The sequence below is a fragment of the Microbacterium sp. SSM24 genome (assembly GCF_025989145.1).
GTDB lineage: Bacteria > Actinomycetota > Actinomycetes > Actinomycetales > Microbacteriaceae > Microbacterium.
In genome coordinates, this window is record NZ_JAPDNQ010000001.1 from 717,560 (window position 1) to 742,299 (window position 24,740).

The following is a 24,740-nucleotide window of genomic DNA, read 5'->3' on the forward strand; positions in this document are numbered from 1 at the left end:
AACCACGAAGGGCCCCGGGATGATCCCGGGGCCCTTCGTGTGTGTTGCGGTCAGCGACTAGTTGTAGTTGCCGCTGAAGTCGCCGTCAGAGGAGAAGCTGTCGAAGTCGACGTAGCTCAGGTCGGCGTCCGAGTAGGCGCCGTCCGAGGCGAAGATGCGGTTGGGGTACCGCTCGCTCTTTGCCTCCTCCGTCGCCTCGACCGAGACGTTGCGGTACTTCGCAAGCCCGGTTCCGGCGGGGATGAGCTTTCCGATGATGACGTTCTCCTTGAGGCCGACGAGCGGGTCGCTCTTGCCCTCCATCGCCGCCTGGGTGAGGACGCGCGTCGTCTCCTGGAACGACGCGGCCGACAGCCACGACTCCGTCGCGAGCGACGCCTTCGTGATACCCATCAGCTCCGGACGACCCGACGCGGGGCGCTTGCCCTGGGCGACGGCCTCGCGGTTGATGTTCTGGTAGCGCTTGAAGTCCACCAGCTCACCCGGGAGCAGGGTCGTGTCGGCGTGATCGACGACGGTGACCTTGCGCAGCATCTGACGGACGATGACCTCGATGTGCTTGTCGTGGATCGGCACACCCTGCGAGCGGTACACGCCCTGGACGCCGTTCACGAGGTACTTCTGCACCTCGCGGGCACCCATGACACGCATGACCTCCTTGGGGTCGAGCGTGCCCACCAGGATCGGCTGACCGACCGTGACGTGCTGGCCGTCCTCGACCAGCAGCGTCGCGCGCTTGAGCACGGGGTAGACGTGCGGCTCGTCACCGTTGTCGGGCGTGAGGATGACCTTCTTGGCCTTGTCGGTCTCGTCGATCGTGATGCGTCCGTCGGACTCGGAGATCGGGGACGCACCCTTGGGGGTACGAGCCTCGAAGAGCTCCTGCACACGGGGAAGACCCTGCGTGATGTCGTCGGCCGACGCGGAACCACCGGTGTGGAAGGTACGCATCGTCAGCTGGGTTCCGGGCTCACCGATCGACTGCGCCGCGATGATGCCGACGGCCTCGCCGATGTCGACGATCTTGCCGGTCGCGAGCGAACGGCCGTAGCACTTCGCGCAGACACCGACCGCCGAGTCGCAGGTGAGGACCGAGCGCACCTTGATGCTCTCGACGCCCGCCTCGACCAGCTTGTTGATGAGCACGTCGCCCACGTCGTCGCCGGCAGCCGCGAGGACCTCGCCCTTCGCGTTGACCGCATCAGCGGCCAGCGTGCGGGCGAACACCGAGTTCTCGACGTTCGGGTCCTTCACGAGCGCGCCATCGGCGCCTGCGGTCGCGATCGGGAGCTCGAGGCCCTTGGTCGTCGCGCAGTCCTCCTCGCGGATGATGACATCCTGCGAGACGTCGACGAGGCGTCGCGTGAGGTAGCCCGAGTCGGCGGTACGGAGGGCCGTGTCGGCCAGACCCTTGCGGGCACCGTGCGTCGCGATGAAGTACTCCGCCACCGACAGTCCCTCGCGGTACGAGGAGATGATCGGACGGGGGATGATCTCACCCTTGGGGTTGTTCACGAGGCCTCGCATACCCGCGATGTTGCGGATCTGCAGCCAGTTACCACGAGCACCCGACGACACCATGCGGTTGATGGTGTTGTCCTCCGGGAAGTTGTCGCGCATCGCCTTCTGGACGGCGTCGGTCGCCTCGGTCCAGATCTTGATGAGCTCCTGACGACGCTCGGAGTCGGTCGTGAGACCCTTCTCGAACTGCGCCTGGACCTTCGCGGCCTGCTTCTCGAAGCCGCCCACGATCTCGGCCTTGTTCGGCGGGGTGAGGATGTCGCTCAGCGCCACCGTGACACCCGAGCGGGTGGCCCAGTAGAAGCCGGCGTCCTTGATGCGGTCGAGCGAAGCCGCGACCTCCACCTTCGGGTACTCCTCGGCGAGCTTGTTGACGATCTGCGACAGCTTGCCCTTGTCGGCCTGCTCGCGAACGAACGGGTAGCCCTTGGGGAGGGTGTCGTTGAAGATCGCCTGGCCGAGCGAGGCATCCACCAGTCCGTGGCGCTCGTAGCCCTCGGGGGCTTCGCCCTCGAGGAACGTGAGACCGGGAACGCGGATGCGAACCTTGGCCTGCAGGTCGAGGGTGCCCTCGTCCTTCGCCAGGATCGCCTCGCCGACCGAGCCGAACACGCGACCCTCGCCGGCTGCGCCCGCGATGACCGTGGTCAGGTGGTGCAGGCCGATGATCATGTCCTGCGAGGGCAGGGTCACCGGACGGCCGTCCGACGGCTTGAGGATGTTGTTCGAGGCGAGCATCAGGATGCGGGCCTCGGCCTGAGCCTCGACCGACAGCGGCAGGTGCACGGCCATCTGGTCACCGTCGAAGTCCGCGTTGAAGGCGGCGCAGACGAGCGGGTGAAGCTGGATGGCCTTGCCCTCGACGAGCTGCGGCTCGAACGCCTGGATGCCCAGACGGTGCAGCGTGGGCGCACGGTTGAGCAGCACGGGACGCTCGCGGATGATCTCCTCGAGCACGTCCCAGACCTCGGGACGCGTGCGCTCGACGGCGCGCTTGGCGGCCTTGATGTTCTGCGAGTGACCGAGGTCGATCAGGCGCTTGATCACGAACGGCTTGAACAGCTCGAGGGCCATCTGCTTGGGCAGACCGCACTGGTGGAGCTTGAGCTGGGGTCCGACGATGATGACCGAACGGCCCGAGTAGTCCACGCGCTTGCCGAGCAGGTTCTGACGGAACCGGCCCTGCTTGCCCTTGAGCATGTCGGACAGCGACTTGAGCGCACGGTTGCCCGTGCCCGTGACGGGACGACCACGGCGGCCGTTGTCGAACAGTGCGTCGACGGCCTCCTGCAGCATCCGCTTCTCGTTGTTGACGATGATCTCGGGGGCACCGAGGTCGATCAGACGGCGGAGGCGGTTGTTGCGGTTGATCACGCGGCGGTACAGGTCGTTGAGGTCGGAGGTCGCGAAGCGGCCGCCGTCCAGCTGCACCATCGGGCGCAGCTCCGGCGGGATCACCGGAACGACGTCGAGCACCATCGAGGCCGGGCTCATGCCGGTCTGCAGGAACGAGTTGACGACCTTCAGGCGCTTGATCGCACGGATCTTGCGCTGGCCCTTGCCCTCGGAGATCTGCAGGTGCAGGCTCTCGGACTCGGCTGCGAGGTCGAACGCCTCGAGGCGACGCTTGATCGACTCGGCGCCCATGTGGGCCTCGAAGTACTGACCGAAGCGGTCCTGGAGCTCGTGGAAGATCTCGTCTTCGCCCTTGAGCTGGCCCACCTCGAGGGTGCGGAAGTCCTCCCACACCTTCTCGAGACGGATGACCTGGTCGTCCGCGGACTTGCGGATCTGGGCCATCTCCTTCTCGGCGGCGTCCTTGACCTTCTTCTTCTGGTCGGCCTTGGCGCCCTCCTCCTCGAGCGCAGCGAGCTCCTCCTCCAGCTTCTGGAGGCGGGCGGCGACGCGCGAGTCGCGACGGTCGGCCAGCGTCTTCAGCTCGAGACGGATGTTGCTCTCCTGCGTCGCGAGATCGCGGTGACGCGCCTCCTCGTCGACGGAGATCACCATGTACGCGGCGAAGTAGATGACCTTCTCGAGGTCCTTCGGCGCCATGTCGAGCAGGTATCCGAGGCGGGAGGGAACACCCTTGAAGTACCAGATGTGGGTCACGGGAGCAGCGAGCTCGATGTGGCCCATGCGCTCACGACGCACCGAGGACTTGGTGACCTCGACGCCGCAGCGCTCGCAGACGATGCCCTTGAAGCGGACCCGCTTGTACTTTCCGCAGGCGCACTCCCAGTCTCGGGAGGGTCCGAAGATCTGCTCGCCGAAGAGGCCGTCCTTCTCCGGCTTCAGCGTGCGGTAGTTGATCGTCTCGGGCTTCTTGACCTCACCGAAGGACCAACGACGGATGTCGTCGGCGGTGGCCAGGCCGATGCGAAGCTGTTCGAAAGTTGTTGATTCGAGCACTTGTTCTCAGTTCTCTCGTAAATCGGTGATTGAGTAGGCGCGCAGCGCCGTATCGAAATCGGCCGGGTCAGATCTCGTCGATCGACGAGGACTCGAAGCGGCTGGAGATGTTGATGCCGAGCTCTTCCGCAGCGCGGAAGGCGTCATCATCGGTGTCACGGAGGTTGACCGGCGTGCCGTCGGCCGAGAGGACCTCGACGTTCAGGCAGAGCGACTGCATCTCCTTCATGAGCACCTTGAACGACTCGGGGATGCCGGGCTCCTGGATGTTCTCGCCCTTGACGATCGCCTCGTACACCTTGACGCGGCCGAGGATGTCGTCGGACTTGATCGTGAGGAGCTCCTGGAGCGCGTATGCGGCGCCGTAGGCCTCGAGGGCCCACACCTCCATCTCACCGAACCGCTGACCGCCGAACTGCGCCTTACCACCGAGCGGCTGCTGGGTGATCATCGAGTACGGGCCCGTCGAGCGCGCGTGGATCTTGTCGTCCACGAGGTGGTGCAGCTTCAGGATGTACATGTAGCCGACCGAGATCGGAGCCGGGAACGGCTCGCCGGAGCGGCCGTCGAACAGCTGCGTCTTGCCCGTCGAGTCGATGAGGCGGTTGCCGTCGCGGTTCGGGGTCGTCGAGTCGAGCAGACCCGCGATCTCGGCCTCGAACGCACCGTCGAACACCGGGGTGGCGACCTTGGTGCCGGCCGGAGCCTCGAACGCCTGCTTCGGCAGCTGGGCGGCCCACTCGGGCGTGCCCTCGACCTTCCAGCCCTGCTTCGCGATCCACCCGAGGTGGAGCTCGAGCACCTGGCCGAAGTTCATTCGACCGGGGATGCCGAGCGGGTTCAGGACGACCTGGACCGGCGTGCCGTCCGCGAGGAACGGCATGTCCTCGACGGGGAGGATCTTCGCGATGACGCCCTTGTTGCCGTGACGACCGGCGAGCTTGTCGCCCTCGGTGATCTTGCGCTTCTGGGCGATGTAGACCACGACGCGGCGGTTGACGCCCGAGCCGAGCTCGTCGTCGCCGTCCTCGGCGTTGAACTCCTTGACGGCGATGATCGTGCCCTGCTCGCCGTGAGGAACCTTCAGCGATGTGTCGCGAACCTCGCGGCTCTTCTCGTTGAAGATCGCGCGGAGCAGGCGCTCCTCGGCCGAGAGCTCGGTCTCGCCCTTGGGCGTGACCTTGCCGACGAGGATGTCGCCGGGGCGCACCTCGGCACCGATGCGGATGATGCCGCGCTCGTCGAGGTCCTTCAGCAGGTCGGGGCTCACGTTCGGAAGGTCGCGCGTGATCTCCTCCTTGCCGAGCTTCGTGTCACGGGCGTCCACCTCGTACTCCTCGATGTGGATCGAGGAGAGGGTGTCGTCCTTCACGAGGTCCTGGCTGAGGATGATGGCGTCCTCGAAGTTGTGACCCTCCCACGTCATGAACGCGACGAGGAGGTTCTTTCCGAGCGCGAGCTCGCCCTTCTCGGTCGCGGGGCCGTCGGCGATGACCTCGCCGGCCTCGACGCGCTCGCCCGCAGAGACCACGACGCGCTGGTTGTACGACGTGCCCTGGTTCGAGCGGTCGAACTTGCGCAGGAAGTAGTCCTGCGTGCCGCCCTCGTCGAGCTGCACGGTGACCACGTCGGCCGAGACCTCGAGGACGACACCGGCCTTGTCGGCCGTGATGACGTCACCCGCGTCGATGGCTGCGAAGCCCTCCATGCCGGTACCGACGACGGGCGACTCGGAGCGGAGGAGCGGCACGGCCTGGCGCTGCATGTTCGCACCCATGAGGGCGCGGTTGGCGTCGTCGTGCTCGAGGAACGGGATGAGCGAGGTCGCCACCGACACCATCTGGCGCGGCGAGACGTCCATGTAGCCGATCTCGTCGGCGGGGAAGAGGTCGACCTCGCCGCCCTTCTTGCGCGCGAGGACGCGGTCCTCGGTGAAGTGACCGTCGGCCTTGAGCGGCGCGTTGGCCTGGGCGACGATGAAGTCGTCCTCCTCCGACGCGGTCAGGTAGTCGATCTGCTCCGTGACCTTGCCCTTGACGACCTTGCGGTACGGCGTCTCGATGAAGCCGAACGCGTTGATGCGTGCGAACGACGCGAGCGAGCCGATGAGGCCGATGTTCGGGCCTTCCGGGGTCTCGATCGGGCACATGCGGCCGTAGTGCGACGGGTGGACGTCGCGGACCTCGACGCCGGCGCGCTCACGCGACAGACCGCCGGGGCCCAGGGCCGAGAGGCGGCGCTTGTGGGTCAGACCCGCGAGCGGGTTGTTCTGGTCCATGAACTGCGACAGCTGCGACGTGCCGAAGAACTCCTTGATCGCGGCCACGACGGGGCGCACGTTGATCAGGGTCTGCGGCGTGATCGCCTCGATGTCCTGCGTGGTCATGCGCTCGCGGACGACGCGCTCCATGCGCGACAGACCGGTGCGGACCTGGTTCTGGATGAGCTCGCCGACCGCGCGGATGCGACGGTTGCCGAAGTTGTCGATGTCGTCGATGTCGAGACGGATCTCGGCGGGCTTGCCCGCGCGGATGCCGTCGAACGTGACATCGCCGCGGTGCAGGCGGACGAGGTACTTGATCGTCGCGACGATGTCGTCGACCGTCAGCACCGAGTCCGACAGCGGCTTGTCGAGGCCGAGCTTCTGGTTGATCTTGTAGCGACCCACCTTGGCCAGGTCGTACCGCTTCGAGTTGAAGTAGAAGTTGTCCAGCAGCGCGCGGGCGGCCTCGGCGGCGACCTGCTCGCCCGGACGGAGCTTGCGGTAGATGTCGCGGAGCGCGTCCTCCTTGGTGAGGATCGTGTCCTTCGACAGGGTCTCTTCGATCGAGTCGAAGCCGGCGAACTCGGCGAGGATGTCCTCGCTGGTGAGGCCGAGCGCCTTGAGGAAGACGGTGACCGACTGCTTGCGCTTGCGGTCGATGCGCACGCCGACCTGGTCGCGCTTGTCGATCTCGAACTCGAGCCAGGCTCCGCGGCTCGGGATGACGCGCGCCGACACGATGTCCTTATCGGACGTCTTGTCGGGGGTCTTGTCGAAGTAGACGCCGGGCGAACGGACGAGCTGCGACACGACGACGCGCTCGGTGCCGTTGATGATGAACGTGCCCTTGTCGGTCTGGAGCGGGAAGTCGCCCATGAAGACCGTCTGCGTCTTGATCTCACCGGTCTGGTGGTTCATGAACTCGGCCTCGACGTAGAGCGGGGCGGCGTAGGTCTTGCCGCGCTCCTTGCACTCCTCGATGGAGTACTTCTCGGGCTCGAGGTACGGGTTCGTGAACGAGAGCTGCATGGTCTCGCTCAGGTCCTCGATGGGACTGATCTCCTCGAAGATCTCCTCGAGACCGCTGATCTCGGGAACATCCGAGCGACCGGCGTCCTTGGCCTCGGCGACGCGTGCCTTCCACGCGTCGTTGCCGACCAGCCAGTCGAACGACTCGGTCTGAAGCGCCAGCAGGTCGGGGACCGTCAGCGTGTCGGAGATCTTGGCGAACGAGAGGCGGGATGCTCCGCGGCCGTTCTTGGTGGTGGTGGTGGTGGCGTTGCGCGCAGCAGCCAAGGGAATTACCTCCGTGGGCCCGTGTGAGGGGCACGTTTCCTTGTCGTCAGGGTGGAGTGCTCAGTCGTCGTCCCCGATTGCCCGCGCGCCACGCCTCGCCGATGAAGGGAGGGGGCGCAGGCACAGCCGACCACCATATGAGGGCAGGGGGAATCCAAGAGCGCAAGGACCTACTATACCCACGATGGCGCGCCGTGTCCAGCGGGATCCTTGACGACTTTCGGATGCTGCGGTATAACCACGCGCATCGCTGGACGAGCGTCGCGTCCGCCCTCCACAATGAGCCCATGACGCCGGGGAGCGCAGGGGGCGAGAGCGCCATCCGCACGCCCGATCAGCGGCTCCGAGTGTTCGTCAGCTCGACGCTGCGCGAGCTCGAAGCGGAGCGCCGCGCCGCGCGCGGTGCGGTCGAGGCGCTGCGACTGGCGCCGGTGATGTTCGAACTCGGGGCGCGCCCGCACCCGCCGCGGGACCTCTATCGCTCGTACCTCGCCCAGAGCGATGTCTTCGTCGGCATCTACGGCGAGAGCTACGGGTGGGTCGCGCCGGGCGAGGAGATCTCGGGTCTCGAGGACGAATACCGCCTCGCGCCGCCGGAGATGCCGAAGCTGATCTACCTGCGCGAGCCCGCCGCCCGCGATGAGCGCCTGCAGACGCTGGTGCGCCGGATCCAGGACGACGACACCGCGTCGTACAAGTCGTTCGCGAACCCGGCGGAGCTGGCCGAGCTCGTCGAAGCGGATCTCGCGGTGCTCCTCGCGGAGCGGTTCGACGCGTCGCGCACCGTCGAAGCCCCTCCCCGCGCCGAGACGCCGATGCCCGTCCCCTACAGCCGCATCATCGGACGTGAGCGCGAGGTCGCCGAGGTGGTGGAGCTGCTCGCCTCGGGCGAGCATCGCGTCGTGACGCTGCTCGGACCGGGCGGAATCGGCAAGAGCCGGCTCTCGCTCGAAGTCGCCGAGGCAGCAGGACCGCTCTACCCGGGCGGCACCGTCTTCGTGGGACTCGAGAACGTGTTCGAGCCCCGACTGTTGCTGCCGACCATCGCCTACGCGCTCGGCATCCGCGACGGTGGCGACCTTCCCGTGGAGGAGCGCCTCGCCCTCGCCCTCGCATCGCGGCGGGTCCTTCTCGTGCTCGACAACTTCGAACAGCTGGTGGATGCCGCGGCCGAGCTCGTCCGCCTCTACACCCTCGCCCCGGACGCGTCGTTCCTGGTGACGAGCCGGGCCGTCCTGCGCGTGCGCGGGGAGCGGGTCTACGACGTGCCGCCGCTTCCGACCGCCGATGCGGACGCCCCCGATTCGGTGTCGCGCGCCGCGGCGTCGCCGGCGGTGGAGCTGTTCGTCGAACGCGCGCGGGCCGTGAAGCCGGACTTCACCCTGACCGCCGCGAACACGCCGCCGGTCGTCGCCCTGTGCCAGGAACTGGACGGGCTGCCGCTGGCCATCGAGCTCGCCGCGGCGCGCATGCGGCTGCTCACGCCCGACGCGGTGCTGTCGCGACTGCACGGATCGATGTCCGTGCTGGGGGATGCCGCGCGCGACCTCCCTCCGCGGCAGCGCACGCTGCGCTCGACGATCGAATGGTCGGCGGGTCTCCTCGCCGAGGACGAACGCGCGATGCTGCGCGACCTCGGCGTGTTCTCGGCCGGCTTCACGCTCGACGCGATCGAGGCGGTGGCACCCGGACGGCTGTGGGAGCACCGGCCGGTCGACGCCCTCGAAGCGCTCGTGGACAACTCCCTCGTCTTCCAGTCCGAGACCGATGGCGAGGCCGTGTTCACGATGCTGGTGATCGTGCGGGAGTACGCCGTCGAGCGGCTGCGCGAGGCGGGCGACGAGCAGCTGCTGCGCGACGCGCACGCGGCCTACTTCCTCGATCTGTCCGTGCGCGTCGCGCCGCTCCTCGGCGGGGTCGACCAGCGGGGTGCGACGCGCCGGCTCGACCTCGAGCGGGGGAATCTGCGCACCGCGGTGCGTCACCTCACCGCCTCGGCGAACGCCGACGACGCGACGGGGATCGCCTGGCGCCTCTACATCTACTGGTGGCTGCGCGGCTACTTCTACGAGGTGCGCGTGTGGATGGAGGAGCTCCTCGCCGCGGTTCCGCGCATGTCCCCGCGCGCCAGAGCCGTCGCGCGGTTCTACTTCCTGTGGTCGGAGATGTGGCGCACCGACCAGCGCGACGGCATCGTCGCCGGACTCCTCGAGTCGGCAGCGCTGTTCCGCGAGAGCGGCGACGTGTTCGGGCAGACGATGGCCGAGGCGACCGCCGGGCTCGCGCGCATCACGATGGGCGATCCCGACATCCTCGCGACATCCGCCGATCTCGAACGCTGCGCCCGGCTGTTCCACCAGCGGGGCGACCGCTGGGCGGAGACCCTGACGCTGATCGCGCTCGGGCGACTGGACTGGGCGCTCGACGACGCCGAAGGCGCGGCGGCGCGGTTCGCCGAAGCGGCCGCCGCCGCGCGCGACGGCGGCGGCATCTTCGGACTGTCCGTCGCGACCCACCACCTCGCGCGGGTACGTCTGCTGGCGGGCGAGCCGGATGCCGCGGCCTTCGGCTTCACGGAGGCGATGCGGATGTCGATGGAGCTCGACCACGACGAGGGCATCGCGTACGCCATCGAGGGGCTGTCGGCGATCGCCTCGCTGCGCGGCGACGTCGAATCGGCGGCCGTGCTGGCCGGCGCCGCCGAGAACACCCGCGAGCGGCTCACGATGTTCGACGCCCCGCAGTTCGTGTTCCACCTGCGCTACCTGGCGGCGTCCGGCGGAGCCGACGACGCCGTCGCCACGGCGCTCGCGCGGGGCCGCTCGCTCTCGGCGCCCGAGGCGGCCGCGTATGCGCTCGCGCACGTGCCGGCGGTGCCGCGGGCGCCGGCCGCACCCGTCGTCGCGGCCCGGCTGCCGAACGAGTGATGGCGGGAGCGGCCTCCTCGGGTCCATGATGTCCACATGACTGGGGTGCAGCACCCCGCGATCCGCACCCCCGATCAGCGGATCCGGGTGTTCGTCAGCTCGACCCTGCGCGAGCTCGCCGACGAGCGTCGCGCCGTCAAGAGCGCCATCGAGCGGATGCGACTCGCCCCGGTCATGTTCGAACTCGGCGCCCGCCCCCACCCGCCCCGCGAGCTCTACCGCTCCTACCTCGCCCAAAGCGACGTGTTCATCGGCATCTACGGCTCCTCCTACGGCTGGGTCGCCCCCGACGAACAGATCTCCGGCCTCGAAGACGAGTACAACCTCGCCCCGAGCACCATGCCCAAACTCATCTACATCAAGAACACCGACCACCGCGACGACCGCCTCAACGACCTCATCGCCCGCATCCAGACCGACGACACCGCCGCCTACCTCCACTTCCACTCCCCCGACGACCTCGAAGACCAGATCGCCGGCGACCTCGCCATGCTCCTCGCCGAACGCTTCGATCAGTCCAGACGGCCCGGCGACACCTCTGCGGCGGAGTCCGACTCCCTCGTCGCCCGCGTGCCCGTGCCGTACACCGAGACGATCGGCCGCGCGGGCGAGCTGGCCGAGCTCCGCGCGCTCCTGGGCTCGCAGGATCACCGCGTGGTGAGCCTCATCGGGCCCGGCGGCATCGGCAAATCGCGCCTGGCGATCGAAGCCGCGCACGCGAATGCCGATCTCTTTCCCGACGGCACCTACTTCGTGCCGCTGGAGGGCGTGCTCGAACCCGGCCTGCTCCTCCCGACGATCGCGTACATCCTCGGCGTGCGCGACACCGGCGGCGGCACGCTCGAGGAGCGCATCGCCTACGCGCTCGGAGAGCGCCGCGTGCTGATCGTGCTCGACAACTTCGAGCAGATCGTCGACGAGGCGCCTGTCCTCGTCAAGCTCTACACGCTCGCCCCGCGGGCGACGTTCCTCGTCACCAGCCGCAGCATCCTGCGCATCCGCGGCGAGCAGGTGTTCGACGTGGACACGCTCGCCGCACCCGACGACGGCGTCCCCGCGACGCTCGATCGCGCGCTGTCCTCCCCCGCCTGCCTCCTCTTCGCCGACCGGGCGCAGGCGGCGAAACCGGAGTTCGTCCTCACCGCCGACAACGCCGCCGACGTCATCCACATCTGCCGTCGCCTCGACGGGCTGCCGCTGGCGATCGAGCTCGCCGCGGCCAAGCTCCGCCTGCTCACCGCGCGCGATGTCGCGCAGCGCCTCGACCAGAGCCTGCCGCTGCTGTCGACATCCGCCCGCGACCTGCCGGAGCGGCATCGGACGATGCGCGCCACGATCGACTGGAGCGTCAGCCTGCTGACGGACGAGCAGCGCGACATGCTCGACGCGCTCGGAGTGTTCGCGGCGCGCTTCTCGCTCGAAGCGGTCGAGGCGGTCGGCGTCGGGCGGGCATGGGGCGAGAGCGCGATCGAGACGCTCGCCGCACTGATCGACGCGTCGCTGGTAAAGCAGATCGACACCGCCGGACGCTCGGCCTTCTCGCTGCTCGCGATCGTGCGCGAGTACGCGCTCCAGCGCCTCGAGGAACGCGGTGAGGCCGAGGAGCTGCGCATCGCGCACGCGCGCTTCTACTACGGGCTGGTGCAGCAGGTCGCACCCGGCCTGCGCGGTCCCGGTCAGGCGGGCGCCGTGGTCGAGCTCGGCCTCGAGATCCCCAACCTGCGGGCCGCGGCCCGCCATCTGGTGCACGCCGGGCTCTTCGACGAGGCGGCCGACTTCGCCTGGCTCCTCCTGCCCTACTGGTGGATCTCCAGCCTCTTCGCCGAGGTGCGGCTGTGGATGCTCGAAGTCCTCGCCGACGGTCGACCGCTCGCCGACCGCACGCGGGCCATCGCGATCTTCTACTCGGTGTGGGGCGAGATGTGGCAGCGCCCGAGCGACCAGGTCGTCGCGGACCTGGGCGAGTGCGTGCGGCTGTTCACTGCGAGCGGCGACGAGGATGCTGCGGCCATGGCGCTCGCCGCACGCGGCACCACGCGCCTGCAGTTCCCGAATCCCGACGGCGTGGCCGCCGCGACGGAGCTCACCCAGGCGGTCGCGAAGCTCCGCGAGCTCGGCGACGGATGGGGCGAGGCGCTCGCCGAGATCGGCCTGGGCTTCATCTCGGTCGGCATGGGATCCATCCCCGATGCGCGCACCCACTTCGACCGCTCCGCCGAGATCGCCGACGCCGAGCAGGACATCTTCACGCGCGCGGTCGCGGGGAACAATCGCGCCCGCATCTTCTTCGTGCTCGGCGACGTCGAAGCCGCCGAGCGGGAGTACTGGCTCACGCTCGACATGTCGGCGCGACTCCGGTTCGTCGAGGGAGCCGCGTACGGCCTCGAGGGGATGTGCGCGATCGCGGCCGTCCGTGGTGACGCCCGGCGCGCGGGCATCTTCGCGGGAGTGACCCACGTGCTCCGTCAGACGACGGGCATGTTCGACGTCGAGGGGTTCTCGGTGCACGTCGCGCCGCTCGCTGCCCTGCGCGAGGCCGATCCCGAGGGCGTCGCGGCGGGGGAGCGCGAGGGTGCCGAGATGAGCGCCGCGGAGGCGATCCGGCTCGCCCTCCCCCGGGTCGAGGCACCCGCGAGAGAGGCCCTCCTCCGATGGTGAGCGCGTCGCAGCATCCGATCATCCGCACCCCCGATCAGCGGATCCGGGTGTTCGTCAGCTCGACCCTGCGCGAACTCGCCGACGAGCGTCGCGCCGTCAAGAGCGCCATCGAGCGGATGCGACTCGCCCCGGTCATGTTCGAACTCGGCGCCCGCCCCCACCCGCCCCGCGAGCTCTACCGCTCCTACCTCGCCCAAAGCGACGTGTTCATCGGCATCTACGGCTCCTCCTACGGCTGGGTCGCCCCCGACGAACAGATCTCCGGCCTCGAAGACGAGTACAACCTCGCCCCGAGCACCATGCCCAAACTCATCTACATCAAGAACACCGACCACCGCGACGACCGCCTCAACGACCTCATCGCCCGCATCCAGACCGACGACACCGCCGCCTACCTCCACTTCCACTCCCCCGACGACCTCGAAGACCAGATCGCCGGCGACCTCGCCATGCTCCTCGCCGAACGCTTCGACGAATCGCGGATCGTCGAGGATCCCGACCCCGAGACCTCGGCGTCCGCACTGGTCGCGCGCGTCCCGGTGCCCTACACGACGACGATCGGGCGCGAGGGCGACATCGCCCGCGTGCGGGACCTGCTCGCACGCGGCACGGACCGGGTCGTCAGCCTCGTCGGCCCGGGGGGCATCGGCAAGAGCCGGCTCGCCATCGAGACGGCGCTCGCGACCGAGGACCTCTTCGCCGACGGCACGTACTTCGTGCTGCTCGAGGGCGTGCTCGAACCCAGCCTGCTCCTTCCGACGATCGCCTACACCCTCGGCATCCGCGACAACGGGGAGGCCGAGCTCGAGGAGCGGATCTCGCACGCCCTGGCGGACCGCAAAGTGCTCGTGGTGCTCGACAACTTCGAGCAGATCGTGGATGCCGCGCCCGTCCTGGTGCGCCTGTACACCGTCGCGCCGACGGCGACCTTCCTCGTCACCAGCCGCATCGTGCTGCGCATCCGCGGAGAGCGGGTGTTCGAGGTGCCGACGCTCTCGACCCCGCCGGGCGACGCTCCCGCGAGCCTGGATCGCTCGACCCGATCCGCGGCCGTCGCTCTGTTCGTCGACCGCGCGCAGGCCATCAAGCCCGGATTCGACGTGACCGAGGAGAACGCCGCGGACCTCGCCGCGATCTGCCGGCGCCTGGAGGGCCTGCCGCTGGCGATCGAGCTGGCAGCGGCGAAGGTGCGCATCCTGACGCCCGCGGGGATCGCGGACCGTCTCGAGCAGAGCCTGCCGCTGCTCACGGCGGCGGTGCGCGACCTGCCCGAACGCCACCGGACGATGCGCGCCACCATCGACTGGAGTGTGAGCCTGCTGCCCGACTGGCAGCGCGAGCTGCTCGAGGACCTCGGCGTCTTCGCCACCCGCTTCACACTCGACGCCGTGGAGGCGATCGGCGTGGGACGGTCCTGGGAGGGGCAGGAGATCGACGGACTCGCCGCGCTCGTGGACGGTTCGCTGGTGAAGCAGACCGAGATCGGGGGACGCTCGGTCTTCTCCCTCCTGGCCATCGTGCGCGAGTACGCCCTCGGGCGCCTCAAGGCCAAGGGCGAAGCGGATCGCGTGCGGGCGGCGCACGCCGACTACTACTTCGAACTCGTCCGGAGGATCGCCCCGGGCCTCGGCGGGGAGGACCAGGCCGACGCGGTGCTGCAGTTGGGACTCGAGCTGCCGAACCTGCGCGCGGCCGTGCGGCACCTCGTCTACACCGACCGGCTCGACGACGCCGGCGACTTCGCGTGGAGCCTGCTCATCTACTGGTGGATCTCGGGCTTCTTCGCCGAGGTGCGCGTGTGGATGCTGGAACTCCTCGAGAAGCAGCACGACCGTCCGATCACTCAGCACACCCGTGCCGTCGCCTGGTTCCTCGCGCTGTGGGGCGAGATGTGGCAGCGCCCGAGCCAACAGGTCGTCGCGGGCCTCGGTGAGTGCGTCCGGCTGTTCACCGAGAGCGGCGACGAGGATGCCGCGGCCATGGCGCTCGCCGCGCGCGCGACCGCGCGCGTGCAGCTGCGCGACCCGAACGCGGGGAAAGCCGCGAAGGAGCTGCGCAAGGCCGTCGCGAAGCTGCGCGAGCTCGGCAACGGCTGGGCCGAGGCGATCACGGAGGTGTCGCTCGGACGCCTCGCGTGGGTCCGCGGCGACACCGACGAGGCTCTCGCCCACTTCGACCGCGCGAAGGAGATCGCCTCGGCGCGCGGCGACCTCTTCACGACCTCCGTCGCCGGCAACCTGTGGTCGCGGCTGAGCTTCCAGCTCGGGCGGCTCGACGAAGCCGAGGAGGAGTTCGTGCGCACCCTGCTGCTGTCGGTGCGCCTGCACTACGAGGAGGGCGTCGCCTACGGACTCGAGGGCGTGTGCGGCGTCGCCGCTGCGCGCGGCGACGCGTGGCGGGCGGCGGCGCTCGCCGTCGCGGCGGGCGTCATCCGGCGCCGCATCGGCATCTTCGACGCCGAGGCCTTCACCGTGCACACGCCGTACCTCGACATCCTGCGCGGAAAGGACGCCGAGAGCGTCGCCGGGGGCGAGGCGGCCGGCGCCGAGATGCGCGTGGCCGAGGCCGTGCTCCTCGCGCTGCCTCCCTCGCACCACGCCGAGGTCGAGGAGGCCCTGCGGCACTGGTGACGCGTCATTCGGAGGCGCGGGCGTGGCGGAACCGGATGCGGGTGCCCGGCCGCGCCTGCGCGACGAGGTCGAGCGAAGCATCCGTGACCACCGCGATCACGGGATAGCCGCCGGTGACGGGCCCGTCGGCGAGGAGCACCGTGGGCCGCCCGCTCGGCGGGACCTGGAGCGCCCCGGGCACCATGCCCTCGCTCGGCAGCTCGTCGGTGCGCGCGCGCTCCAGCTGCGGCCCGTCGAGCCGCGCACCGACGCGATCCGCCTGATTCGAGACGGTCCACACCGCGTCGAAGAGCGTCGCGCGCGCGTCGGCCGTGAACCAGTCGGCGCGCGGGCCGGGCGCGAGCTCGATCGTCACCTCGTCGTCGTGCGGCGCTCCCCACTGCGCGGGCGGGGCGACGGGGATGGGGACGGATGCCTCGTCCCTCACGCCGACCGCTTCGCCGGGCCGCAGCGCGGCCGGGCCGAGACCCGCGAGCAGGTCGGCAGAGCGGGAGCCGAGCGCGGCGCGACCGTCGAGACCGCCGCGCACCGCGAGGTAGGCCCGCGCGCCGTGCGCGAACCAGTCGAGGTGCAGCTCCGTCCCGGCGGGCCAGGCGTGCGCCTCGTACGGATCGACGTCGCGGCCGTCGAGACGGATCGGCCCCCACGCGCCCGTCACGGCGAACCACAGGTCGCGGGTGGCCACGGCACGGAGGCCGCCCATCGTGACCTCGACACCGGCCGCGGACTCGGCGTTGCCGACGAGCCGGTTGGCGGTGCGCAGCGCGGCGCGGTCGAGCGCGCCGGATGCCGCCACGCCGAGCGCCGCTGCGCCGGGTCTTCCGAGATCCTGCACGGTGGCCAGGAGCCCGGGCTCGACGACGGTGAAGCCCGCACCGGCGGCACGCCCGCCGGGCGTCGCGAGAGCAGGAGATCGCGGCTGTGCAGGAGGATTCGGGCCGGAATCTCCTGCCTGCGGGATTTCTCCTGCCTGTGGGATTTCTCCAGGCTGAGGGACGACCTCGACGCCGGGACCGACGGCGACCTGCCGGAACCGCACGCGCGCGCCCGGTGCGAGGAGCGCGGGGGACGCGGCATCCGGATCGAACAGCGCCGCACCGGTCGTCCCGATCAGCCGCCAGCCTCCGGGAGTCTCACGCGGGTAGGCGCCGGAGTACGGGCCGGCGAGACCCACCGCTCCGGCCGGCACGCGCGTGCGCGGGGACTCGAGCCGCGGGACGTCGAACGGCCAGTCGTCGCTCACGAGGTAGCCGAAGCCGGGCGCGAACCCGGTGAAGGCCACCCGCCATTCGCTGCCGGCATGGCGGCGGACGAGCGCGTCGGCCGAGACGCCCAGCAGCGCTGCGGTTTCGGCGAGGTCGGCGCCGTCGTACGCGATCTCGAGCTCGACCAGCGGACCCTCCCCGGTCGTGCCGCCGGTGGCGGCGTCGGCTGCCGCGACGGCCCAGGATCGTGCCGCCGCCGGGAGCACGCGCCGGGGATCGAACCGCACGAGCACCGTGCGCGCGGCGGGCACGAGATCGATCACACCGTCGGGTCGCGACGCCTCGAGCGCAGCGTGGACGGCGACGACCTCGGCGAGCGAGCCGGTCTCGAGGAGGAACGCGCGCTCGCCCATCGGCAGGACGCGGGCGCTCACCACGGCGCCCGCACCGCGATCGCGTCGGCGTCGAGCGCGGAGCGCACGGCCCGCGCCATCTCGACCGCCGCCGGACTGTCGCCGTGGAGGCACAGCGAGGCCGCGTCGACGACGACGAGCGTTCCGTCGACCGCGGCGACGACGCCCTCTCGCACGAGGCGCACGGCCCGCGCGGCGACCTCGGCGGGATCGCGGAGGAGTGCGCCGGGCGCGGTCCGGGGCACGAGGCCGCCGGCGGGCGTGTACCCGCGGTCGAGGAACGCCTCGCGCACGAACGGGAGCCCGACGGATGCCGCGGCCGCCGTGATCTCGCCGTCGAGGCCGAGCACCGGCAGCGGGCGGCCGAGCAGCTCGGACTGGTCCGCCACCGCGCGGGCGACCGCGTCGGCCAGCCCTCGGTCGGCCGTGACCGCGTGGTAGAGCGCCCCGTGCGGCTTGACATAGCGCACGTCGGCGCCGGCCGCGACGAGAGCGCCGAGCTGCACGGCGACCGAAGCGGCGAGATCGTCCGGCGCCATCGCCATCGGGAGGCGGCCGAAGCCCGCAGGGTCGGGGTAGGACGGATGCGCTCCGACCGCGACTCCCATGCGCCCCGCGCGCTCGACCGCGGCGCGCATGCTCGCGGCATCGCCCGCGTGCCCGCCGCACGCGACGCTCGCGCTCGAGATCACCGCGAACATCGCCTCGTCGTCGGCGGTGGGCACGCCGTCCACCGTCTCGCCGAGATCGGCGTTGAGGTCGATGGCCGCCATGCCCCCACGCTAGCGGCGCGCGCTTCCACACCGGGAGTCGCCAAGACACACCGCTCGGCCGCAGCCATGTCCGGCGTGTCTTGGCGACTCGGGTGGGCGGTCGGGGGGTCGGGCCGGGGGCGGACGGGGCTAACGTGGGACGCATGGCGCGAGGGAGGGACGAGGCATCCGCTCCTGCCGTCAGGCTCTCCGACGGCACCCTCGCGCGCGTCGTCACCTCGGCGTACGGCGGCGGGTGGGAGCTCGACGTCGACGGCACCCCGCAGTCCCACGTCGACCTCGACGACCCGACCCATCTGCACTTCGAGTACGTCGCGCGCATGGGTGCGGTGATCGACCGGCTCCGGATGCCGCGCCAGCCCCTGACCGCAATCCACCTCGGCGCCGGCGCGCTGACGATCCCCCGGTACGTCGAGTCCACGCGGCCCGGGTCGCGCCAGCAGGTCATCGAGCTGGAGCCCGCGCTGTGGGACCTCGTGCGCGAGAACCTGCCGCTCCCGCGCGGCGCGTCCATCCGCGTGCGCATCGGCGACGCCCGCGAAGGCCTCGCCCGGCTGCCCGCCGGGCTCGTCGGCGCCGCCGACCTCGTGGTGTCGGACGTGTACTCGGGTGCGCAGACCCCCGCCCACCTGACGACGGTCGAGTTCTACGCCGAGGCGGCGAGGTTCCTCGCACCCGACGGCGTGCTGCTCGTGAACGTCTCCGATGGCGCGGGGCTCGCGTTCGCGCGGCGGCAGGTCGCGACGATCGCGGCCGTGCTCGACCACGTGATCGTGCTCGCGGAAGTCCAGACCCTCAAGGGGCGGCGGTTCGGCAACCTCGTGATCGCGGCGTCCCGCGCGCCCCTGCCCACGGAGTGGCTGCCGCGGCTCATGGCGGCGGGCCCCCACCCCGCCAAGGTCGCTCAGGGCGACGAGGTGGTCGAGTTCGCGCGCGGCGCGCGCGTCGCCACCGACGCCGACGCCACCGCATCGCCCAAGCCCTCGGCATCCGTCTTCGACCGCTGACCCCGCGGGCGCGTGTCGGGCGATGCATGTCCCGCGAATGGTCGGCCGAGGGACCGCAGACCCGCCGATCGTGGGACATGGATGCCGCGACGGGCGCTGTCACAGCGCCATGACAGCGCCGTGACAGCGCTGTGGACGGCGTGACAGCGGGGTGACAGCGGTGCCGGCGCATGGTGGACGCGAGCCATTCAGAGAAAGGCACATCACCATGACTTCATCGCTCCCCGCGGGAACCCCCGCGGTCCGCGCCGAAGGCCTCGTCAAGGTCTTCGGCGACAATCGTGCCGTGGACGGCGTCGACCTGCTCGTCGAGGCCGGCAGCGTGTACGGCGTGCTCGGCCCCAACGGCGCCGGCAAGACCACCACGATCAGCATGCTCGCGACACTCCTGCGTCCCGACGGCGGCCGCGCCGAGATCTTCGGCCACGACATCGAGCGCGAGCCCCAGATCGTCCGCCAGCTCGTCGGCGTGACCGGGCAGTACGCCTCGGTCGACGAAACGCTGTCGGCGACCGAGAACCTCGTCCTGTTCTCGCGTCTCCTGGGCCTGTCGCGCGCCGACTCCCGTCGCAAGGCCGCCGAACTCCTCGAGGAGTTCGGCCTCACCGAGGCCGCCAAGCGCCCGCTCAAGAACTTCTCGGGCGGAATGCGTCGGCGCCTCGATCTCGCGGCATCCCTCATCGCGCATCCGCCGCTCATCTTCCTCGACGAGCCGACGACGGGTCTCGACCCGCGCACCCGTGCGCAGATGTGGGAGACGATCCGTCGTCTGGTCGCGAACGGGTCGACCGTGCTGCTCACGACGCAGTACCTCGACGAGGCCGACCAGCTGGCCGACCGGATCGCCGTCATCGACACCGGCAAGGTCGTCGCCGAGGGCACGCCCGACGAGCTCAAGGGCTCGATCGGGACGTCGAGCCTGCAGCTGCGACCCGCCGATCCCGCCGATCTCGACGACATGCGAGTGGCGGTCGAGCGCATCCTCGGCGTGCCTGCCGCCGTGACGCCCGAAGCGACGCGCATCACGGCGCCGATGCAGGACCCGGGCCTGGTGACCGACCTGCTGGTCGCGTTGCGCGAGTCCGACATCCGCCTCGCAGAGCTGAGCGTGCAGAAGCCGACGCTCGACGAGGTCTTCCTCACCCTCACGGGGCACGGAGTCGTCGACTCCGAACAGCCCGAGGCCGCTCTCGAAGGGAGCCGCGCATGACCACCGCAGTACTCGACCCCGCCGCACCTCTCAAGAACCACGTGAGTCTCGGACAGTCCGTCCGCAACTCGCTCACGATGGCCGGCCGCGGACTCATCAAGATCCGACGCACGCCCGAGCAGCTCATCGACGTGACGGTGCAGCCGATCATCTTCACCGTGATGTTCGCGTACATCTTCGGCGGCGCGATCGCCGGCAGCGTCGCGGACTACCTGCCCTTCCTGCTCCCCGGCATCCTCGTGCAGACCGTCATCACGACCTCGGTCGTCACGGGCGTGCAGCTGCGCGAAGACATGGAGAAGGGCGTCTTCGACCGCTTCCGATCGCTGCCGATCGCCCGCGTCGCGCCGCTCGCCGGTGCGCTGCTGGCCGACACGCTCCGCTACGCGATCGCGACGACCCTCACATTCGCGACCGGCTACATCATGGGCTACCGGCCCGCAGCCGGACTCGGCGGAGTGCTCGCGGCAGGACTCCTCGTCATCGGCGCCGCGTGGGCGCTCAGCTGGATCTTCGCGTTCTTCGGCGTCATCGCCCGCACCGCGGCATCCGTCCAGGGGATCTCGTTCCTGATCCTGTTCCCGCTGACGTTCCTCTCGAACGCCTACGTGCCGATCGACACCCTGCCGCCGGCACTCGCGTGGTTCGCGTCGATCAACCCCGTCTCCCACCTCGTGTCGGCCGCTCGGGCGCTCACGATGGGGACGGATGCCGGAGCCGACATCGTCGCCACCGTCATCGGCGCCGCGGTCGTGGTGGCGGTGTTCGCGCCTCTGACCGTGCGGGCCTACATGCGGCGAGCGTGACGGATGCCGCGGTCGGTCTACGGCCGCGGCAGCACGTCGACGAGGCTCGCCAGCTCTTCGTGCGCGGCGTCGGAGGTCAGCTCCGGCGCCGCGCCGATGTGCGAGGCGACACGGCGGTAGAACGGGTCGGAATCGTCCGGCCGCCCGCGCAGCGATGCCGACGCCGTCAGGGCTCGGCGCGCCGCGGACTCTTCGCCGGTTCCGGCGAACCAGCCCGCGAGGCTCAGCGCGACATCCGCGATGATCGGCTGGTCGCCGCTGCGCAGCGCGAGCGGGATGGCCGTGCGCAGGTCGGCCGCCGCCTCGTCGTACCGTTCCAGGAGCACGAAGGCCTGTGCGCGCTTGGACGTGGCCCACGCCGTCATCTGGTCGGGGAAGCCGGCGTTGGCGCCGATCGGAACGTGTTGGAGCTCGCGCAGCGCCGCCTCGCCGTCACCGGCCGCGATCTCCACCGTCGCGGCGCTCATGTGCGCCTGTGCGACCGCGCGGTCCGAGCCGTCGGCGCGCGCGGCGAGCTCGATCTCCGCCAGGCGCTCGCGGGCCTCGTCGACGCGACCGAGCCGCAGCAGGATGCCCAGGCTCTGCGACCGCTGCTGCAGCAGGTCCGCGACGGACGTGAGCCCGGTGAACCCCTCGGTCGAGGTGTCGGCCACCTCGAGCGCTTCTTCCAGCCGCCCCTCGAGCATCAGCCACTCGGAGCGCATCTGGCTCGCGAATGCGATGCCCCAGATGTCGCCGAGCCCGTGGAACATGCGGACCGCGCGCTCGCTCTCGACGCCGAGCGTCTCGACATCGCCGCTGTTCTGCGCGACGGCTGACCGGATCATGCTCACGAACGCCAAGGACCACTCGGGGGCGTCGGGGGCAGCATCCGGAATCGCGAACCCTCCCGACCAGCCCCACCCGCGCTCGTGGCGCTCCACGGCCTGGCCGACCGCCGCCAGCAGCGGCGGGAGCACCGCCGTGAGCTCGGAGGGATGGCGCGCGGCGCTCTCGGCGATCCGCGCGCGTCGTGCGTCGAAGTCCGGGAACCCAGGGATCTCCGCCGCCTCGCCGCCGGTCATGCCCGCGGCGGCGGTCATGAGTCCCAGCATGAGTGCGACGCCGTTGACGACCACGGCGGCTTCGGAGTCGAGGGGATCGACATCGGAGGAGAACCGCCGGATGCCGTCGGACAGGTCGTCGAAGCGCTCGCGCATGACGCACGGCCAGAGCGACGCCCGTACGAGCGCGACTCCCGTCTCCTCGAGGCCCGGCCGCTCACCGCACCAGCGGAGCGCGGCCGACAGGTTCTCGTCGTTCGCATCGAACCACGCCAACCCCTGGCGGACCCGCGCACCTCGCAGCAGAGGCTCGCGCTCGCCCGCCAGCTGCGCCATGACGCGTGCCTGGCGCCCGCGGGCCTCGGGCTCGCGATCCGATGCGCGCAGGCGGTCGACACCGTACGCGCGCACGGTCTCGAGCATGCGGTAGCGGCCGTCGCCGCGGCGCAGCAGCGATCGATCGACGAGCAGATCGAACGCCGCCGGGGTCGTCTGGAACATCGCCGCGACCGTCGCGACGTCACCCGCGCCGATTCCGTCGGGGAAGACGGATGCCGCGAGCAGTGCCTCCCGCTCGGTCGCGGTGAGGGTCTCCCAGCTCCAGTCGATGAGCGCGCGCAGCGTCTGGTGACGCGGGTCGGCCGTGCGCGGGCCGGATGCCAGCAGGGTGAACCGGTCGTCGAGGCCCTCGTCGATCTCGGCGAGGGTGAGCGTGCGCGCCCGCGCCCCGGCCAGCTCGAGGGCGAGCGGCAGCCCGTCGAGTCGCCGCACGATGCGATCGACGACCTCGCCTTCGCCGGGCTCGGGGCCGGCGCCCCGAGCGGCGCGCACCCGGCGCGAGAACAGTTCGACCGCATCGACGGCGGGAAGCGGACCGAGGTCGACGAACGCCTCACCCGAGACGCCGAGCGGCTCGCGGCTGGTGGCGAGGATGCGAGCGGCGGGCGTCGCACGCAGCAGCGCGAGGGCGACCTCGGCCGCCTCGGCCGACACATGCTCGCAGTTGTCCAGCACGATCAGCACGCGGCGGCCGGCGAGCGCCTCGAGAGCGCGCTGCCGCGACGACATCGGACTGGCGGCGGTCGTCGAGTCGGCGATCCGGATGCTGCGGCCCGCGGCAGCCGCGACGGCCGCCCACACCTCGCCGGGCGCGGCCGGGGCGAGCTCCACCACGACGGTCGCCTCGACCCACGCCCGCGCCGTCTCGAGTGCGAGGGTGGTCTTGCCGGCGCCGCCCGGACCGATCAGGGTGACCAGGCGCTCGGCACCCAGCTGCGCGTCGATCGCGTCGAGCTCCCGTCGACGTCCGACGAGCGGAGTGAGGGCGGCGGGGACCGCGGGCGACGCGACGGCGGAGGTCGTCCCCGCATCCGCGGCGGGCCCGACCTCGCGCAGGATGCGCTCGACGTGGGCGCGATCCTCGAGGAGGTCCCGCACCACCCAGTCGAACTCCGGGCCCGGGGTCCACGGGTCGGCGGTCCACAGCGCGCCGGCGCGTTCGGCGAGAGCGACGGCATCCCTCGCCTCGGGCTGACGGCGAGCCGCCGCGACGAGATCCTGGAAGGCCGTGATGTCGACGTCGTCCCGCGAGACGGCCAGACGGTACCCCCCGGGCTCGGACACGACGGCGTCGGCGCCGAGCGCGCGGCGCAGGCGCGAGACGAGCGACTGCAGGGCGGCTCGGGGATCCTCGGGTGAATCGTCTGGCCAGACGTCTTCGGCGAGCGCCCGGTAGGCGACCGCCGTCCCGGCATCGAGTGCCAGCCGGTAGAGCAGCGCCTGCTGGCCCCGCCCGTGCACGGACAGGGCCTCGCCATCGGGGCCTTCGAGTCGCAGCCCGCCGAAGAACCTCAGACGCACGCCTCAACGATAGGCCCGCCGCCCTCATGTCCCGATCCGCATGGTCGTTTCCCCCGTTGCGGATCGGGACATGGATGCCGCGACGGCGTGCCACGACCGGAGAACCGCATCTCCCGGGGCACACTGGGAGGGAGCCAGCTGCCGTGTGCGAAGGGAGTCGCTGTGAGCTACATCCGCGGGTACGACCCCGACACCCTCCGCGAGAAGGTCGACGCTCGCCACTGTCGTGAACGCCTCGACGAGATCGGCGAGCAGCGCAGCCTTCCCGCCCTCCTCGAGCGGGTCTGGCTGCTGAAGGTGCTCGACCGGAGCGAGGACGCCCTCGTCGTGTCCGAGCAGTCGGTGCGCGTCGCACGCATGGCCGGCACCCGCAAGGACCTGCTGCGCGCCCGCATCCTCCACGCGACGGTGCTGCAGGCGCGCGGCGCGTACGCCGCCGCCGATCAAGAGCTCACGACGTGCGCCGAGGAGGCCGAGGGCCAGGGATGGGCCGGCATCGCCGCGTTCGCGGTCCAGCACCGCGGCAAGGTCGCGTACGAGGCCGGTGACTACGAGTCCGCACGCCGCGACTTCAAGCGGGCGCTGTTCCTGCGCCAGGAGTCCGGCGCGCCCGACGACCAGCTCGAGTCCACGCTGCTCGCCATCGATGCCGCCGACCGTCGCCGGGCAGCGGCATCCGTCGCCAGCTGACTGTCGCAGGCTCGGCCTAGTCTCAC

Annotated in this window: 12 protein-coding genes; 7 read left to right on the forward strand and 5 right to left on the reverse strand. The window is 70.7% G+C overall.

The genetic code is table 11. The features are described from left to right. Positions 1-57: 57 nt before the first annotated feature. Both rpoC and rpoB read right to left on the reverse strand, forming a co-directional pair. Positions 58-3,933 carry a DNA-directed RNA polymerase subunit beta' gene (rpoC, locus tag OL358_RS03400; RefSeq protein ID WP_264708518.1) on the reverse strand — a complete coding sequence of 1,292 codons (3,876 nt, stop codon included), beginning with the start codon at positions 3,931-3,933 and terminating at the stop codon, positions 58-60. Between the two features lie 67 nt (positions 3,934-4,000). After that, positions 4,001-7,492, reverse strand: a complete 3,492-nt coding sequence (rpoB, locus tag OL358_RS03405; RefSeq protein WP_264708519.1) for a DNA-directed RNA polymerase subunit beta — start codon at positions 7,490-7,492, stop codon at positions 4,001-4,003. A 287-nt stretch (positions 7,493-7,779) separates the two neighbouring features. Between rpoB and OL358_RS03410 the strand changes: the two genes are divergently transcribed. Genes OL358_RS03410 through OL358_RS03420 form a run of 3 tightly spaced genes read left to right on the forward strand, consistent with a single transcriptional unit; the run spans position 7,780 to position 15,707 of the window. Then, the gene (locus tag OL358_RS03410) at positions 7,780-10,419 is read left to right on the forward strand and encodes an ATP-binding protein (RefSeq protein ID WP_264708520.1); all 2,640 of its coding nucleotides are present in this window, start codon (positions 7,780-7,782) and stop codon (positions 10,417-10,419) included. A 36-nt stretch (positions 10,420-10,455) separates the two neighbouring features. Further along, positions 10,456-13,077, forward strand: a complete 2,622-nt coding sequence (locus OL358_RS03415) for a DUF4062 domain-containing protein (protein WP_264708521.1) — start codon at positions 10,456-10,458, stop codon at positions 13,075-13,077. After that, positions 13,074-15,707, forward strand: coding sequence for a DUF4062 domain-containing protein (locus OL358_RS03420; protein ID WP_264708522.1), 2,634 nt, complete (start codon positions 13,074-13,076; stop codon positions 15,705-15,707). The genes OL358_RS03415 and OL358_RS03420 overlap by 4 nt, the downstream gene beginning before the upstream one ends. 4 nt (positions 15,708-15,711) lie before the next feature. On the opposite strand, the gene OL358_RS03425 is transcribed toward OL358_RS03420, so the two are convergent. Both OL358_RS03425 and OL358_RS03430 read right to left on the reverse strand, forming a co-directional pair. Continuing rightward, positions 15,712-17,346, reverse strand: a complete 1,635-nt coding sequence (locus tag OL358_RS03425) for a 5-oxoprolinase/urea amidolyase family protein (protein ID WP_264708523.1) — start codon at positions 17,344-17,346, stop codon at positions 15,712-15,714. Then, on the reverse strand, positions 17,343-18,098 hold the full coding sequence (locus OL358_RS03430; protein ID WP_264708525.1) for a 5-oxoprolinase subunit PxpA: 756 nt from the start codon (positions 18,096-18,098) through the stop codon (positions 17,343-17,345). The genes OL358_RS03425 and OL358_RS03430 overlap by 4 nt, the downstream gene beginning before the upstream one ends. Before the next feature lie 143 nt (positions 18,099-18,241). Here OL358_RS03430 and OL358_RS03435 point away from each other — a divergent pair, with 143 nt between their 5' ends. From OL358_RS03435 to OL358_RS03445, 3 genes are all read left to right on the forward strand, one after another. Continuing rightward, positions 18,242-19,105, forward strand: coding sequence for a spermidine synthase (locus OL358_RS03435; protein ID WP_264708526.1), 864 nt, complete (start codon positions 18,242-18,244; stop codon positions 19,103-19,105). 208 nt (positions 19,106-19,313) lie between these two features. Then, complete coding sequence (locus tag OL358_RS03440) at positions 19,314-20,315, forward strand: ATP-binding cassette domain-containing protein (protein ID WP_264708527.1); 1,002 nt, start codon at positions 19,314-19,316, stop codon at positions 20,313-20,315. Then, on the forward strand, positions 20,312-21,121 hold the full coding sequence (locus OL358_RS03445) for an ABC transporter permease (protein ID WP_264708528.1): 810 nt from the start codon (positions 20,312-20,314) through the stop codon (positions 21,119-21,121). Before OL358_RS03440 ends, OL358_RS03445 begins: the two co-directional genes overlap by 4 nt. Positions 21,122-21,138: 17 nt before the next feature. Here the strand turns inward: OL358_RS03445 and OL358_RS03450 are convergent, their stop codons facing one another. Further along, a complete protein-coding gene (locus OL358_RS03450; RefSeq protein ID WP_264708529.1) occupies positions 21,139-24,024 on the reverse strand; it encodes an ATP-binding protein in 2,886 nt (961 codons plus the stop codon). Between the two features lie 162 nt (positions 24,025-24,186). On the opposite strand from OL358_RS03450, the gene OL358_RS03455 reads away from it, so the two are divergent. Next, a complete protein-coding gene (locus OL358_RS03455) occupies positions 24,187-24,714 on the forward strand; it encodes a hypothetical protein (protein ID WP_264708530.1) in 528 nt (175 codons plus the stop codon). The last annotated feature ends 26 nt before the right edge of the window (positions 24,715-24,740 follow it).